We start from the raw sequence: 17,303 nt of genomic DNA, 5'->3' as shown, positions 1-17,303 counted from the left end.
GCTATTCATTGATGACAAAGGTTTCATAACCATGTTCTTTGAGCAAAGCATGGCGTTTAGCTACTTTAAGATCTTCAGCCACCATTTCAGCACACATTGCTTGGACTGAGATCTCAGGAACCCAGCCAAGCTCACGCTTAGCTTTGGACGGATCGCCTAGCAAGGTTTCAACTTCGGCTGGACGGAAATAACGCGGATCGATACGCACTAAAACATCCCCTGCTTTCACAGCGGGCGCCCGGTCACCTGTCACCGACTCCGCAATTCCAATTTCATCAACACCTTCACCTTCAAAACGTAATTGAATACCCAGTTCATTCGCTGCCCAATTGATAAAAGTCCGTACGCTATGCTGCACACCGGTGGCAATCACATAATCCTGAGGCTGGTCTTGTTGCAACATCAACCACATCATGCGGACATAATCTTTAGCGTGTCCCCAGTCTCGTAACGCATCAATATTGCCCATATACAGGCAGGTCTCCAGCCCTTGGGCAATATTTGCCAAACCACGCGTAATTTTTCGGGTCACAAAAGTCTCGCCCCGGCGTGGACTTTCATGATTAAAGAGTGTGCCATTGCAGGCATACATACCATAACTTTCTCGATAATTCACCGTAATCCAGTAGGCGTAAAGCTTTGCAACTGCATAAGGTGATCGTGGGTAGAAAGGTGTCGATTCCTTTTGGGGTGTTTCTTGCACCAAACCATAGAGTTCACTGGTACTGGCTTGATAGAAACGTGCTTTTTTCTCCAAACCAAGCAGACGAATCGCTTCCAACAGACGCAGCGTCCCCATGGCATCCACATCAGCTGTGTATTCGGGCAACTCAAAACTCACTGCCACATGGGATTGTGCGCCGAGGTTATACACCTCGTCAGGTTGGATTTTTTGCATGAGATGCGTCAAATTCGAAGCATCTGTTAAATCACCGTAATGCAGAATAAATCGTTTATTGTCTGTATGCGGATCTTGATAGATATGATCGACGCGCTGGGTATTAAAAGATGACGATCGACGTTTAAGACCATGCACCTCATAGCCTTTCTCGAGGAGAAACTCAGCAAGATAAGAACCATCTTGACCTGTCACACCTGTGATCAACGCTTTTTTAACCATCGCCCCACTTTCCATAAAGATCGTTTGTAGACATTCTATGACTGATAATACAAACAAGAAAACCGCTTTAAGCGGTCATGATCACAAGCATACATGGATTGTTACTTAAAAACTAAAAGCACTTAATTTAAATAACGCCTCTTTATTCGCTAAATATTTCTTTGGCATAAACTCTTTACGGTGCTACACTTCACACCAACAATACCCCCGCTTCTCTTCATTCCTTCGGGTTCGAATGTAGCGCACTGTGAGGGGTTACTCGTTTGGATTGTCTGCTTTACACAGGTGAATCAACAGCTGCCATGCTTGCGAGCGCAGCCTCATCATGAATAATGATTCTTGGCCCATTCACGGTAATGAGCCCTTCAGTGGACAGTTTCTTAAGCGATCGAGAAAACGTCTCAGGCTGCAAACCCAATTTAGATGCAATCGTGCGCTTATGAAACTGTAAGTTTGCTTCTGGGCCGCTGCGCGGTAAATTCAACACATACTCGGCCACACGTTGTGCAGCATTTCTAAAACTGGACGACTCAAGATCCTGAAGCAAGGTTTCAAGCCGATTGCTTAGTGAAACTAAAATCTTCACAGATAGCTCATGAGACTGCTTCATCGCATTGAGCAAATCCGTTTGTTTAAACGCCAGTAATCGGCAAGCCCCTAATGCTTTCGCTTGCGCAATCCAACGCTGTTTAGGCAAAAGCACACTTTCCCCAAACGTATGTCCTGGACTAAAAATCTCCACCACTTTCTCAGGTGCTCGATCTGTCACATCCCCTGAAGAGGTACTTGGTGGACCCGTCATCACAAATTGCAACTGGCCATGCACCAACACATAAAAACGGTCAACCCTGTCACCACGCTCAAACAGAATCTCTGACCGTTTCAGTTCGACATGCTCAGCCATGCTGATTAACCAAACCAGCTGAGCCTTGGCCATGCCATCAAACAGGTTCAGTGCCAACAACATACGCTCTAGTTCAAGGGTTGTTCTCACCATGTCAAATGACCTTTGAATAACGAACGAGTGGTGTGCCTTCCCGAAGGTAACGGTCAAACCGCATGGCAACGACTCTCGCTAAAAATCGCCCTTTCGGTGTAATGACGATGCCTTGCTCGTTCAAATTAACCAGACCATCATCAATCAAATCTTGTAAAGCATTCAATTCCTGCTTGAAGTAGTCCGCTGCATCAATCGACCATTTCTGCTTCACATCCGCAAAATCCAGCTGCGCTTGACAGAGCAAAGTATGAATCACATCGCGTCGGATCTCATCATCCTGACTCATTTCAAGCCCACGAATCAGTGGCAATTCACCTCGATCCAAGTGCTCTTTATATGTTTCGAGATCACGCGCGTTTTGAACATACACCCCACCTACACGACCAATCGCAGACACTCCCAATGCAATCAAATCACTGTCAGCACGCGTGGCATAACCCTGGAAGTTACGTTGCAAAGTGCCGTTTGTAAGTGCTTGGGCGAGTTCATCCTCTGGCAATGCAAAATGATCCATCCCGATATAGACATAACCCGCACCTAGCAAGGTCGTCACAGCTTGTTCGAGCATGGCGAGTTTTTGTTGGGGTGTTGGCATCTTCTCAGGATCGATCCGACGCTGCGATGTGAAACGATGCGGCAAGTGTGCGTAGCTATAGAGTGCAATCCGATCTGGTCGCCAAGCAATCACCGTCGCCAGTGTCTGCGTCATGGTCTCCTCGGTCTGATAAGGCAGGCCATAAATCAGATCCATATTGACCGAACGGAATCCCAGAGCTCGAGCTTCATTCAGCACTGACTCTGTCAACTCTTTAGGTTGAATTCGGTTCACTGCTTTTTGCACCTGAGGATCCACGTCTTGCACGCCCAGGCTCATGCGGTTGAAACCTAGTGATCTCAATAGAGCCAAAGAGCCTTCAGGCAAACGTCGTGGGTCAATTTCAATGGAGCACTCCGCATCGTCTTCAAAGTCCCAAGTCTCGCGCAGCATGGCAAACAAGCGCGTCATTTGCTCATTCGTCAGAAAGGTTGGCGTTCCCCCGCCAAAATGCAACTGCGTCACACTAGGGCGTTGTGCAAACAACGTCTTCACCAGCGCAATTTCTCGTTCCAGATCATCAAGGTATTCATCTGCGCGACTACGGTGACGCGTGATGATCTTGTTACAGGCGCAGTAGTAACACAACGTGTCACAGAACGGAATATGGACATATAAGGAGAGCGGATTGTCCTGCATGCCGACTTGGCGCGCACGAATCGCTTGTGAATACTCATCAGCCAACGAAACTGTCTTAAAGCGGTCGGCGGTTGGATAGGATGTATAGCGCGGTCCATGGCCATCATGACGCGCCACTAGTTCGGCATCGAACTGCTCAGAGGTAACTGTTTGTATCTTCATGCACGATACGATATACCCTGAGCGCTCAATATGGCTCAATTCCCTATGACAGAAATTTGATTTAAAACAAGGTCAGATAAAACAGTTGCTCAAAAGCGCCTTAACTCACATATCAGAGATTCTGTTGACAGAAGCATCAGAAAACGAACTAACGTACTGATCACAGTGTTAATTTTCAGAAATACCATCTGTATTCAGTCGAATATCACATAGTGCTTGACCATTTCTATGTCGCGTGACGATTTGCGTATATCCGGACTCTAAGTGTCGGGTATAGGCCGCTGTCTGGAATAACGGCGCTTGAGCCTTGGCTTGTGCCAATTGTGCTTTTAATCGGTCAAATCCGCCTGATTCTTGCGCCAATAACACTGCCCGTTCTTCAAATTGCTTGGCATCTCGAGTCACTAGTTCAGGCATTCCAAGTGCCTGCACCATACTCTCGCCCACACAACTGGCGAAAGAACGGCCTGTTCGCGTTAAAACAGGTAAACCCGCCCAAAGTGCGTCACTACCCGTTGTATGAGCCCCATACGGGAAAGTATCCAAAAACAAGTCGGCTAACTGGTAGCGTGCCAAATGCTGCTCATATTGCTCAGTTCGACCTGCAAACACCAAACGATTCGCATCAACACCCTGTTTTTGCGCCTGACGCTTTAAATTATCCTGTGCCACAGGATCTTCAGAGTAAAGCCACAACACGCTATTGGGTACGCGTTTCAGGATGCGCATCCAACTTTCGAAAACCATTGGCGTGAGTTTATACAACTTGTTGAAACAACAAAACACAACAGCCTCTTGTGGCAGACCAAACTGTGCTCTGCTGAGTCCATCTGCGTTCACCTGACGACTATCGTCATTGGGTTGAAACGAATCCGGCATGTAAATGACATGCTCAGTCCAGGACGTACGCATCTGTGCTGGAATCACAAAGGAGTCTGCAATCGTATAGTCAATGAAATGATCGCCTGAAGTGCCTGGATAACCTAAATAGCTGATTTGCAAAGGCGCTACACGCGCTTTAAAAATTGCAGCTCGACCGCCCTCGGTATAACCATTCAGATCAATGGCGATATCCAGATCATGCCCACGCACAAACTCCACTAAATCCGTCACACTCATCGCACCCACTTCAAAGAAGCGCTGACAGGCCCGACCAATTCTGGAACGCATCTCGCTGGTGTTTTGTGCATCGAGCGCATAACCCAAAACCTCAAAACGTTGCGTATCATGGTCCTCAAGCACACCTGCTATTAAAGTTGCAACCGGATGATCACGAAAATCAGATGAAAAGTAACCGATTCGAATTTTTTGATCATCCTTAGGAAACTCACTCGACAGACTTTGTTGGACTTCGGACAAAGGTGGCAAATCAGGCTGCTTCACCATGTCTTTCGCATACATCTGAGAAAGCCTTTTAGATAACTCTGGATCATCGCTCCCATTCAAAAGTTGAATAGGGCTACAAGGCATCTCGCCCTGTCGAATCCGACCTTCTATACGACTCCAGGTCTGTTTATATTGCTGCCAATCACATTGCATACTGCGCACATAGGCCAAATTACCTGCAATGAAAGGCTGGTGCGCATTGAGCTTTTGCGCACGTGCGTAATGTTCAGCGGCTTGCGCATATTCATGGTTACGCATCAGCACATTGCCTAAATTGACACGTGCTTCCAAATAGTCGGGCGCGTGAGACACTGCCAAACGGTAAGCGGATTCTGCTTCTGCCCACTGCCCTAGTGCCTCATATAAAAGACCCAGATTATTCCTAGCACGCACAAATTTGGGATTGATCTGTAAGGCTTGCTCAAAAACAGTCTGTGCACGCTCAGTCTTCTGATGACTCATAAGCGCACAGCCTAAATTATTTAGCGTATCCAGTGAATAAGGATCTAGCTTCAGTGCAGCCTCATAATCTGCGATTGCCTGATCAAATAAACCCTGCGCTCGAAAGACATTTCCTCGACCGAATAGAGAATCGACATTCTGTGGCGAGATCAACAAAGCTTGCTCAAGGGCTTGGCGTGCATTTTCTAATTGATTTTGTGCCACATAAACGAGCGCAAGATTGTTCCACTGAACAGCTTGGTGTGGATCGAGCTTTGTTGCTTTTTGAAGTTCATCAATGGCACGCTGCAACTTCCCTTGCTGAAAATAAGTGACACCCAACAAGTGGGCAGTTTCTGCATGATTAGGAAACTGTTTCTGGATAGATCTTAAAACGCTTAGCGCTTTTTCTGGTTTACCTGTTTGCAGAAAACCTGCAACCTGATCTAAACGCGTTTCGATATCCACCGAGCTTCCTTATTTTAGATGCGAAGACCCAAGCACCGCACTCTACGGGCATAGGCTTTAACAGTCGCATATTTGATTGATACACAGGATTCATGCCAGCAAGCACATCAGCCGACTAATTTTGCATGAAAGCACAACAACATGCGTAGCATGATCCCTGAACTTTGATTCTATCGCAGCACCGATCAAAAAACGATTGACCGCACCCGAGCTTTTCAGGCTCACGCGCTCCGAGAAAGACTTGGGCATTTTCTGAAGCAGCTCTATTTCATTAACGTTTTCAACAAAAATTATCGTTTTATTATCAATTTCGTGCAGACATTAACATTTTTATGACGATTGAACGAATGTTTCACGTATCATATCTTCCCGAGTCAGATTTTTGACTATCGTCAGGAAATTCAATCATGCAAGTAGGCTTTAAAGCACTCGTCGATCGCTACGGTATTGCACTTGCACAACCACTACGCATCGAGTCAGTGATCAGCAAAACACGCACGAGTCACGAAAGCAACGGGCAGCTTAAAAACCAATACCCAACGAGCTATCAGCCAGCGGATGATTTTGCGGGACATTTCGAGTTTGGTCTCAAGTACGAAGAAATTCATCTCGAATTTTTTGCCCGCCTGTTTGCTGCAGTTGGCCCCGAGCCTATTGAGGCTTGGTGCCGGCAAGCACCTTTTGGTCAATATGCTCGCCGCACTGGTTTTTTGTTCGAATGGCTAACAGGGCAACATTTGGATGTTCCTGACGTGACAAATGGCGCCTACGTTGATGCCATTTCTTCACAGCAGTACCTAACTCGAGTTAAACCGCTGCGAATACGACGCTGGCGTATCAATGACAATTTCCCTGGTGCACCTGAGTTTTGCCCTATTGTTCGCCGGACTGAGGCCGTGCAAGAAGCATTGCAGTTGGATCTGAACGCTGCACTGTGCGAACTCAACCAAACTTTTGGTGCCGACACCTTGATGCGCACAGCTAGTTGGCTGATTTTCAAAGAATCACGCGCAAGCTTTCTCATCGAAAAAGAAGCCGATCAAAGTGACAGAATTCAACGATTTGCGCATGTGATCGCCAAGTATTGTGGCCATATCGAGAACCCACTGAGCCAAGACAGCCTACACACATTACAAGCCGACATTTTAGGGCATAATGCGCTAGGTCTAGGCTTAAGACGCTCTCCTGTCTTCGTAGGTCAAGCAACGATGCGCGAAGATATCGTGCATTACATTGCTCCACACTACGAAATGCTAACTGAGCTGCTCGAAGGCCTAAAAGTAGTCGAATTGGCAACCCGGGGAGCTGAACCAATCGTTCGAGCCGCTGTACTCGCCTTCGCCTTTGTTTACATTCATCCTATGCGCGATGGCAACGGGCGTATTCATCGATTTTTAATTAATGACACGCTAATTCGTGATCACGCGATCCCTGATGGTGTGATCCTACCTGTATCCACCACTATCACAAGCTCAACTGATTTTCGGGCACGCTACGACCGCACCTTAGAAGTATTTTCGAAACCATTCATGCAACGCTACGCAACGTCTTACCGATTCGGCAATCCTGTCGTCTACGAGGATGGCACGCGAAGCAATCTACTCTTTGATGACAGCGATGATGCGCAGTTTGCGTGGCGTTACCCTGACTTAACCGAGCACGTTCTATACACCGCACGGGTCATTGCGCATACGGTTCAGACCGAAATGGCCGATGAGGCTCGCGCACTAATAATTTTCCAACGAGCTCAAGACCAACTCAAAGAGGTGTTGGAGATGTCCGATCAAGATGCGAATCGCATCATTCGATCTCTTAAAGAAAACAACTGGAAAATTTCTGGAAAACTAAAAAAAGCGTACCCACAATTGGATGATACCCAACTGGCTGAACGTATTACGGAAGCCGTGCAATCAGCCTTCGAGACATAAAACCACCATCCCTTGAACCTCAAACCCTCAGCGTCCAGACATAGAGCGGGTCTTCAAAAGATTGAATGTCCAAAAGCTCGCGGATGCCGACAAAATCTATTGGTTATCCCTCATACTCATATTGCTGCCACAGGTTATACATTGAACAAATAGCTAAAAACACTCACTTACACAGCCATTGCTGTTAAAAAACGCAGACGGATGAGTCGTATAAACGAGAAGACAACAACATGAAACTTCTTAAAGGCCTCATTTTAATCTTGAGCGAATTGCTTGCGGTCACCTCTGTGATCGTACTAAAGACGTTGCTGAATATATTGCTACATTGCTACTCAGAGGTTTAATGGCACTCCAAAGGAAAAAGTCATTGAACTTCTATCACACGGAGCTAATCCGGATTGATGTGACGTCATTGAAGGGCTTTCGCAGGGAGCCTACCAACCACCTGATCAAAAAACACAATTTGAAAAAAATCGAGCCATTAATCAATTTGCAGAGGACATGTACGACCTTTGTATGAGTCTCTAACCATACCTAGAATCTATCACGCAACAGCTCTGGTTTAATTTGCAACCAGCATCAAACGTCCACAGAATTTCATGGCTAGATTTCGTCATTTAAGCACATGATTTAGTATGGAATTGTGAAATAAAACTTAAATCCAAGAAGGATAAGTTACTGGTGCCCGGGACCGGAATCGAACCGGTACGATCTATGATCGAGGGATTTTCTTACCACTTCGGCTTTCGCCGCCAGCACGGATGCTGTTCGTGGTCTGGAGCACGCCTTCACCATAGCCTTTAGGCCGTAGGTGCCCGCCGTCTGCTCTCTACACCTTCCCAACTCTTTAGAACTGGGCTTGGCTCGGCGTTGGCTCGAATGTCACAACATTCAGGGCTTTCGCCGAGTTTGACGGGCTTCACTTCGGGCGTTTCCCCCCGAAGGCTCAAATTGTTTAAGTCCCTTGCGTCTACCTATTCCGCCACCCGGGCTTTGGGTGCTATTGCGGCAACCTACTCTTTACTGAAAACATCGTGATCACGATCAACGACTCGGTAAACATTCAGTAAAACTGTATCCACAGCTGGGTCATAAGAACCTGACTGATGAATGCAGCAAGCTATTGTAGCCTTAAACTGCGTTAGTCCAAAATGCAGTGGCTTTAAATAGACGAATTGTTTTGAATAAGCGACAAAAAGTCTCGAGGATGGTGCAAGATTTCTCGCAAACCATGGCAATCAAGCGGTTTAGAAAACAAGTAACCTTGGAATTGGTCACATCCAAACCGTGCCAGCAAAGCAGCTTGCTCAGAAGTTTCCACGCCTTCCACGACAACAGTCATCTCCAGATCACGCACAATCCCGATCACACCTTCCACAATATTGGCATCTACATCATTTTCTGTGACATGGATCACAAAGGATCGATCCAGCTTCACTTTATGTACGGGCAAATCACGCAGATAGCTCAAACTTGAATACCCAGTCCCAAAATCATCTAATGCAGATCGAATACCCATCGCTGCCAAGGCATGCAGTTTTTTAATGGTGGTGTCTCGATCTTGCATCATCAGACCTTCAGTCACCTCGATTTGCAAGTATTTCGGTTCGATTTGAGCGCGCTCTAAAGTGGATGTAATCACAGTTAAGAAATCTTCACGCTGAAAGAACATGGGTGAAATATTCACCGCAAAGGGCACAACGCGATCAAACGTTGGCAAACCCATCTCGGTCGCCTCGGTACAGGCCTGCTCCAACGTCCATTGCGTCAGTGACAAAATCTGTCCAGACTCTTCAGCCATGGGAATAAATACGGCGGGTGAGATAAAGCCATGCACAGCGTGCCTCCAGCGCACAAGCGACTCCATCGCTACAATCAGCCCTGTACGCGAATCAACCAAAGGCTGATACACCATATTTAAATCACCATCCTTAATCGCTTGACCCAGATCCTGCGCCAAAGCAATTCGCAATGCAGCAGCACGCCCCATTTCATCGTTGTAATAAGCAAACTGTGTTGTCGCTTTGCGCTTAGCCTCTAGCATTGCCAAGTCAGCCTGATGGACTAGTGCCATAGGATCTGTGATCTCTTCATCGGTGCTACTACTAACACCAATCAGCGTTTTGATACTCAGATGACGGCCTTTAACCGACAGAGGTGCGTCCATTTGTTCTAACAAATCGTATGCCAGATCAGTCAATTCCTGCTGTGTCATTCGGGGCAAACAAACCACAAACTCCGCCCCATCCAGACGTGCTAGCCAAGCAAATGGTGGAATAAACTCCCGCAAACGAACAGAAGCCGCACGAATGAGCGCATCTCCCATCTCATAGCCCAATGAGTCATTGATGAGACGCACACCGCGGATCTCCACAAACATCAACGACAATCCGCGCTGACTGTAATCCGTTCGATTCCAAGACTGCAAGACTTCCTGAAACAAGCGTCGATTGGGCAAATCCGTCAATGCGTCATGGCGGGCATTCTCAAAGAGTTCGACCGCCCGCTCTTGCGCAAGTTGCGCCATGCGTTGGCTAAGCGCTGCGACGAACGTAAACACGAGTCCGATCAACAAAATCCAGATCGGATAATCCGCCATTCCGATTTCGCCCGGCATCTTTTCTTTCCAGAACGCCACCTCGAAATTAAACATATCTTCAAGCTGACCACGGTCATAAGCCACCGCGATCGCCTGATTTTCATTGACTGGACCGGGTGTTGCAAAAAACTGGCCGAGCGCAGTTCGTACATTGAAGCAACAGGGTGGCTCATCTTCTGTAAAAGACTGACGTACCAAACCACCCATGTCGATGGTCGCCACGACAAACCCGCCGTCCACGACCTCGAAGGGGGCAAGTACAAAGGCAACATCAGGATGTGTTTTCAATAGACCTGGGGTGGTCATTTGTGCCGTATTGAGCTGTCGGGTTGTTTTTAAAATCGCATGAAACCCAGGTAAGGTTAACGCCTCTTCCAACAAACCATCTGTCCGTGTGTCCCCATGCACATCGCCTTGGAACTCACCAGACTCAGTCAATAAACTAATTCGCGTAATTTCAGTGAAATCGCGAAGATAGCTGCGAATCTCTTGTCGAACGTATTGTGGGGCTGGCGCATGATCCAGAGAATCCCAACGATCCGACATCCGCTGCATCGCACTGACAGGCTGAATAAACGACAGCTGCAAAGCCTCGGTCACCATCTCAGCGCGAGCTTGCACATAACGATTGACCTGATCAATGTCGCGCTCAATCAGCGTGTATGCACCACCCACACTCACCAACGAACCAATAACACACCAGAGAATCACGCGTCGATCGATCGGCTTTGATTGATCTGAAAAAAACTTCGTGTCTAGAAACAAGATGATCAATGAGCCAATGGCTAAAAGGACGGAAGCAGTCAACAAAAAACCGTCCCGATCACCTTGCCACCACAGTGCCCAATGCTCTCCGTAATTGGCCACTAAGATGGCCAATAATGCGAGCAAAGCCAGTAGTTTTGCAAAACGGCGTCGCCCGGCCGTCATAGGGTGTTCAATACTCGCTGTGTCTAGAAGATAGAAGCTGATGGCCAGTAGTACAGCAGACAAGATCAGTAGCGAGGCAACCGCAGGCGCCATAAACACGTATGACACAGGGTCAGGGCTCGTCAGTCGCCAAATACCAACCCAGCCTGCAACACCAACCCAAAAAACAGCCGTCATACTGACAATGAGATACAAACGGATGTATTTTTTTGTATCTAATACACGAACAGGGGTTTGCGCCAGCGATGACAAGGTTTTAAACATACGTTGGTTCCCCACGGACAGAGTAAAGATCATTTTGCCCTAGATTCATTGGGCAAACCTAAGTCTGTGACAATTTCATCACAGACCAATCAGAGCGCATTCAAGATAACACTATACTTTTATTAAAATTAACTAAAACACGCCCTATTCACAAAACATTACGCGTTTGGAACCCAATGACCACTCCACAGTTGGGACGGTTTTTCTGATGCTTGCACCTGTGCACTGGTTTCCCAGCTCTCCCGATGCACCGCAACCCCAGCATAAATGCCATAGCCTTCGCCGGTATCAATGGTTTGCGCCGCACGAACACCTTCACCTGCACGCAAACTAGCACCCACCAAAATCGAACCTTCAGAGATCACACCCCAGCCGGCTTCCAAATGCATCTGGCAATGAATATCACCAAACGCGAGCAAACCTTGCCCGACCGTCAGATGACCGTTCACCGAAACAGGCCCTTTGACATGGACTGACCGACCACAGCGCAAATCATGCTGAACCTGTAGCTCTTGCCCAACTTTCAGATTACCACCGACATTGACTTCATCTGCGCAGTCCAGCGCCCAACCCACCGTCAAGTCTTCCTGGCATTGCAACGTACCCTGTGTCTGAAGGCCCCAGCCAACTTTGAGTGACCCACCTGCGACGACGTCACCCATCACATCTAAGCCGCCTTCAATGCGTGCATCATTGGCCACATGGAATCCGCTAGGAACATCAGGCTCTCGATCATGGCCAGCACGCACGCCACCACCTACAGTCAACGTGCCGCCAACGCGTAGCAGCTGATCAACTTGCACATTGCCTTTAACCACCAAAGAACCTGCAAAAACCATTGCAGCCGCATCGATTTCATCCACTTCACGCACGGCATCTGTCGGACCAAACTGATCCATCAACCAACAGGCATCTCCAATGCGTCCTTCTTCGACCAATTCATCGAGCAGCGTCTGGTAATCGCCACCGACTTCATAACGTTTGATGAACCAACGAAAACCATCTGCGCATGGTCGTTTTGTTTTAATAAATTTTTTGGTGAAATCCATATGTACTCAATACCGCAAACATTTGTCTGGCGATATAAATCGGGGCTCAAGAAAAGATGATCGACATAAAAACATAGCCGACCTGCATCGCAGTCGGCCAATTGAAATTATTCCGTATTCAACATGACACGCACGCTCACCTGTTTAAACCACCTGTTTAACAGACATAAAAATCAACGTGCACTTTAACGTGCGAACTAAAGCTCGAACCAGCACATGTTTTGTAAAAACACGCGCTTTGCATCATGTAATTCTTTGATTATACGATTACATTCGGCCAAAGAATGATTTGATAACATTCCTGTCGCATAATGTAGGCCGAGTCCCTTAGAAGACCTTTTGTCGTGATTTAAACAAGATCATCATAAAAAACAAAACTATTTGATGAGCACAATTTTAAGTCCGTTATTTTGCTCAACTTACCTTAAGATAATTCGAATCTCTGAAGGTTTTCATATAGACTCACTATACAGTCTGCTTACATTCCACGAACATCCAATCATCGCTTTTGAACAATGAAACCTGAGCGCAACCGACCTGCCGCCAATAAAACCCTCAACGATCAAAAGGCTTTACGTAGCCTAAGCAGCTGGCAACAAAGCCTTGCACCTGCACTCTGGATTCCTCAAGCCGCCTGCCTCGCTTGGATGGTCAATGAGCTACAGGCTGAAACGATCCGCTTTAGCGTCATCATCGTTTTGATTGCCGCTTTTTTTCTGTTTTGGGTGCTCAGATCTGCCATAGACAGTCATATCAAACTGCGCAATCTGACCATCGCTGCGCAAGCAGTTGAAAATGCCCGAGCCCAAGCCATTGAACGATTCGCACTCAGCGCCCCGCAAGCATTAGGACGCCCAGCTGCAGGTGCTTTTGCCAGCACTGTTTCTGAACAAGCGCAATCTATCCTCACCTATCAGAGTCGCTACCAGCCTGCGCAGGCACGCACTCGCCTCGTTCCGCTGCTAATTCTGTTAGTTGTGACTCCCTTCTCATGGATTTGTGCACTGATTCTCATGATTAGTGCGCCTCTAATTCCAATCTTTATGGCGTTGGTAGGCTGGCGCGCACAGGCTGCGAGTGAAAAGCATCTGGCTGAGCTTTCTGACATGAATGCTTTCATGCTAGATCGCCTGCGAGCCATGCAAACCCTGCGTGCATTACATGCCATTGAACACAGTGCTCAGACCATTGCGCAACGTGCACACAATCTAAGCCGTCGCATCATGGCTGTTTTACGCATTGCATTTCTGTCTTCTGCCGTTCTGGAGCTATTTGCCGCTTTGGGAGTCGCCATGGTGGCCGTCTATATCGGCTTTCATTTGTTAGGCGAACTAAATTTTGGGGCTTGGGGGCACAAACTGACACTGGCTCAAGGTCTCTTTATTCTGATGCTCGCACCCACGTTCTATGAACCGTTAAGAGAGCTTGCTGCAGCCTGGCATGATCGAGCTGATGGCCAAGCCGCGCAAACACAAATTGCCAGTCTGGCTGACAACCTTCAACTGCGACCCGGTGCGCAATCGCCCGAAACCAAGGTCATGTTGAAAGACAACAAAGCACCCAGCGTACACATCAGCCATTTAACGTTTCAATACCCCACACAATCGCAAGCGGTATTTAACAACCTCAGTCTTGAGATTGGCTCAGGTGAACATGTGGCGCTCATGATGCCCAGTGGAGGCGGTAAAACCACCTTATTGAATCTCATCGCAGGTCTGATGCCCTATGAAGAAGGCGAGATTCGTTTAGGTACGCATCTTCAAAATGAAAGCAACGCCAACGCCATCCGCCAAAGAATCGCCTGGATCGGACAAAGCCCGCACATTTTTGAGGGATCATTGCGCAGCAATATTCTCTTGGGTCGAAACATTCGTGATGATCAGTTCTTACAAGCGATTGAACAATCTCATCTAAGCCGTTTTCTACAGCAACGTGGCAATGTGGCTCTGGCCGAAGGCGGTGCGGGCATGTCAGGCGGAGAGCTTGTGCGTTTATCTATTGCGCGCGCCCTTGTCGATCCTACCGCCGACTTATTGTTAGTCGATGAACCCACAGCCCATTTGGACTCGCAGACTGCGCAAGCCGTCACCGATCAATTAATGCGAACGGCTCAAGGACGCACCATGCTTATTGTGACCCACGATCCATTACTGGCTTCACGCGCAGATCGGGTGATCGATTTACAAGCTTTACAGACAACTGAAGCATCAGAACAATGGGAGCACAGACTGTGAAATCAAAGTTACACGCACTTCGCACAGTTTTAGCGCTCTATGGTGGCCAGCACCGTAACCGGGCTCTCTTGGGTGTATTACTTGCATTGATTGCTGGCCTTTCAGCTATGGGACTACTGGCAGTTGCCGGCTGGTTCATTACTGCCACTGCCATTGCTGGACTAACCACAGCAACGGCCATTGCGTTTAATGTATTTGGACCTTCTGCGGCGATTCGATTATTCGCCATGCTACGCACCGCCGGTCGTTATGGTGAACGTGTCATCACACACGACACTACGCTCTCAGCATTGGCTGATCTGCGATCTCGACTATTTCTAGGCTGGTCCTCGCCCAATCAAGCGCGTGAATTATTTACCCATCCAGCTAGACTTTTATTTCGACTGACCACCGATGTGGATGCTTTAGATGGTGTTTATTTACGACTAGGCATCCCATGGTTGCTGGCGCTTGCCTCGATCGTGTTGGTCGGCTTTTTAATAGTGGGCTTAAACGGCTGGTTTGCACTCCTCGCTGTAATCTGGCTCGTAGCAACGACCTTACTCATCACTCGCTGGCAGCTCAGACACGCGCGCTGGGCCAGCTTGCGTCAAATCGCCGCTCTAGAAAAACACCGTATGCAAAGCATCGATTTGGTGAGCGGTCAAACAGATCTGCTCATGACACAACGCCTAACGGCTCAAACCAAATCCCTAACTGACACACAACGTCAGCTGTTTCGTGCAGAAACTGCCATTGCTCGCACAGACAATCTGGCCAATCTTCTACAGAACATCAGTCTTGCCTGCTTAACGACCGCAGCGATGTGGTGTTTTGTCGAGGCTTACCAAGCAGGCACCACGTCTTTGGCATGGGGTGTTTTAATCTTATTGTCATGCTTGGCACTCAATGACCCGCTCATGCAATTGCGTCAATCGGTCACGCAAGCAACCCGCACCGCACTTGGGCTCAAACGCTTAACACCAGCCATCGAGCGCATCACAACGGTCGACACCGAAGAGCTCACCCCAAAGCCTGCAACGAATCAGCCATCGTCTGACACCAGTCTGGTTTATCATCTGCGCAACGTCACACTGCAATATGAAGAAGCACTAGCTCCCGTGATCAGTGATCTGAGCCTAGAGATCCGATCCGGTGAGCATATTGTGGTGACTGGCACCAGCGGCAGTGGTAAATCCACATTACTGGCGGCTCTAGCCGCTGAACTTGATCCTCAAACGGGTGAACTGGCACGTTATTTGCCCTCGACTCGATTAACCCAATTCCCCCAGTTGCTCAACGACACCATCGGCGAGAATCTGCGCATTGCGAATCAGAATGCGAGCGATGATGAACTTTGGGATGCGCTGGCTCAGGCTGGATTGGCCGATGCGCTGAAACGGCAAGGTCAGGGTCTTGAAACCCGTTTGGGCGAGAGCGGATTGGGGCTGTCTGTTGGCCAACAACGCCGTCTCACACTGGCCCGGCTATTGCTCGCCAATCAACCGGTATGGTTGCTAGATGAGCCTTCTGACGGTCTCGATGCTGGACTTGCCAATGATGTTATGCAACGTCTATTTGCGCATGCCGAGGAACGTACCATCATTGTGGCCACCCATCTACGACGTGAGGCGTTGCACGCAGACCGCATCCTGACACTCGATCAAGGGCGTCTTATTCAAGATTGCACACGCGGTCAGGCGGCCTTCGAGACGATTATTAGGCAACTACGTGCAGATTAACAACAAGTTTTGTTGGGTCGCATATAGACTGTTTAAAAAAACAGCATTCATGTCTATACTGCAGACATGAATACACACTGGACAATCGAATCGATTCATCGGCAAGAGCAAACTGTGCACCTGATTCATCGCGAAACGGCCATACGTCGCGAGTTTTCTATTCCGGGTGCGTTACACGCGTGGATGAAAGATGATTTGCTCTGGGTAGAAACGAGCCATGGCTATCTCTGGTGTGTCACACCCCTCACAGGTCACCGACGCCGACAACGACTCTCTTTGGCTGATCATCAGGACTCTTTGGGGAGCTTAAGCGGCAGCGCCGTTTTGTAACGAACTTGCTTTAACGCAAAACTAGAGCGGATTTTTTCGATCCCGGGAATAGGTGTGAGCTGCTCCAAAATAAATCGCTCTAGCGCAGCGATGTTGGCCACAGCCACTCGAATCAAGTAATCGCTATCGCCGGTCATCAGATAACACTCCATGACCTCATCATGTTCGGCAATCTGTCGCTCAAAGTTCGACAACGCCGCTTTATCTTGCCCTTTCAGACTGATATTGATGAACACGTTTAAGTCCAAACCCAAACTTGCTGGGTTTGCAATCGCGACGTAGCGATCAATCACACCCGCCATCTCCAAAGCACGAACTCGCGCCAGACACGGTGAAGGGCTCAGATGGACACGACGTGCCAACTCCACGTTGGTGAGGCTTCCGTCGTCCTGAAGTTCCTTAAGAATTCTAAGATCAATGACATCGAGTTTCATTTA

Annotated in this window: 11 protein-coding genes and 1 tRNA gene; 4 read left to right on the top strand and 8 right to left on the bottom strand. The window is 48.1% G+C overall.

Annotated features, from left to right (window positions below; translation table 11 throughout):
• Position 1: 1 nt before the first annotated feature.
• The 4 genes from gmd to ACOI06_RS04990 form a co-directional block, all read right to left on the bottom strand.
• Positions 2-1,120: a GDP-mannose 4,6-dehydratase gene (gmd, locus tag ACOI06_RS05005; protein WP_420661414.1), complete on the bottom strand. Its 1,119-nt coding sequence runs from the start codon at positions 1,118-1,120 to the stop codon at positions 2-4.
• A gap of 277 nt (positions 1,121-1,397) precedes the next feature.
• Positions 1,398-2,117: a Crp/Fnr family transcriptional regulator gene (locus ACOI06_RS05000; RefSeq protein ID WP_420661413.1), complete on the bottom strand. Its 720-nt coding sequence runs from the start codon at positions 2,115-2,117 to the stop codon at positions 1,398-1,400.
• Position 2,118: 1 nt separating this feature from the next.
• Positions 2,119-3,516, bottom strand: a complete 1,398-nt coding sequence (gene hemN / locus ACOI06_RS04995; RefSeq protein WP_420661412.1) for an oxygen-independent coproporphyrinogen III oxidase — start codon at positions 3,514-3,516, stop codon at positions 2,119-2,121.
• Between the two features lie 168 nt (positions 3,517-3,684).
• Positions 3,685-5,811 (bottom strand): tetratricopeptide repeat protein, encoded by a 2,127-nt coding sequence (locus ACOI06_RS04990; RefSeq protein ID WP_420661411.1) that lies wholly within the window; start codon positions 5,809-5,811, stop codon positions 3,685-3,687.
• A gap of 407 nt (positions 5,812-6,218) precedes the next feature.
• On the opposite strand from ACOI06_RS04990, the gene ACOI06_RS04985 reads away from it, so the two are divergent.
• Complete coding sequence (locus tag ACOI06_RS04985) at positions 6,219-7,739, top strand: Fic family protein (protein WP_420661410.1); 1,521 nt, start codon at positions 6,219-6,221, stop codon at positions 7,737-7,739.
• A gap of 679 nt (positions 7,740-8,418) precedes the next feature.
• Here ACOI06_RS04985 and ACOI06_RS04980 read toward each other — a convergent pair.
• The 3 genes from ACOI06_RS04980 to ACOI06_RS04970 all read right to left on the bottom strand — a co-directional run bounded on the left by ACOI06_RS04980 (position 8,419) and on the right by ACOI06_RS04970 (position 12,581).
• Positions 8,419-8,483, bottom strand: a tRNA-Ser gene (locus tag ACOI06_RS04980).
• 418 nt (positions 8,484-8,901) lie between these two features.
• Positions 8,902-11,532: a putative bifunctional diguanylate cyclase/phosphodiesterase gene (locus tag ACOI06_RS04975; protein WP_420661409.1), complete on the bottom strand. Its 2,631-nt coding sequence runs from the start codon at positions 11,530-11,532 to the stop codon at positions 8,902-8,904.
• Positions 11,533-11,690: 158 nt separating this feature from the next.
• Entirely contained in the window at positions 11,691-12,581 is an 891-nt protein-coding gene (locus tag ACOI06_RS04970; protein ID WP_420661408.1) for a hypothetical protein, read from the bottom strand.
• 515 nt (positions 12,582-13,096) lie between these two features.
• On the opposite strand from ACOI06_RS04970, the gene cydD reads away from it, so the two are divergent.
• The 3 genes from cydD (at position 13,097) to ACOI06_RS04955 (ending at position 16,866) form a co-directional block, all read left to right on the top strand.
• On the top strand, positions 13,097-14,815 hold the full coding sequence (gene cydD, locus ACOI06_RS04965) for a thiol reductant ABC exporter subunit CydD (protein ID WP_420661407.1): 1,719 nt from the start codon (positions 13,097-13,099) through the stop codon (positions 14,813-14,815).
• A complete protein-coding gene (locus tag ACOI06_RS04960; protein ID WP_420661406.1) occupies positions 14,812-16,536 on the top strand; it encodes an amino acid ABC transporter ATP-binding/permease protein in 1,725 nt (574 codons plus the stop codon). The genes cydD and ACOI06_RS04960 overlap by 4 nt, the downstream gene beginning before the upstream one ends.
• A 66-nt stretch (positions 16,537-16,602) precedes the next feature.
• A complete protein-coding gene (locus ACOI06_RS04955) occupies positions 16,603-16,866 on the top strand; it encodes a hypothetical protein (RefSeq protein WP_420661405.1) in 264 nt (87 codons plus the stop codon).
• Here the strand turns inward: ACOI06_RS04955 and ACOI06_RS04950 are convergent.
• Positions 16,824-17,300, bottom strand: coding sequence for an Lrp/AsnC family transcriptional regulator (locus ACOI06_RS04950; protein WP_420661404.1), 477 nt, complete (start codon positions 17,298-17,300; stop codon positions 16,824-16,826). The genes ACOI06_RS04955 and ACOI06_RS04950 overlap by 43 nt on opposite strands.
• Between the last annotated feature and the right edge of the window lie 3 nt (positions 17,301-17,303).

This window comes from Orrella sp. 11846 (assembly GCF_048820935.1).
Taxonomy (GTDB): domain Bacteria; phylum Pseudomonadota; class Gammaproteobacteria; order Burkholderiales; family Burkholderiaceae_B; genus Algicoccus.
This window is presented reverse-complemented; position numbering and strand designations above follow the sequence as displayed.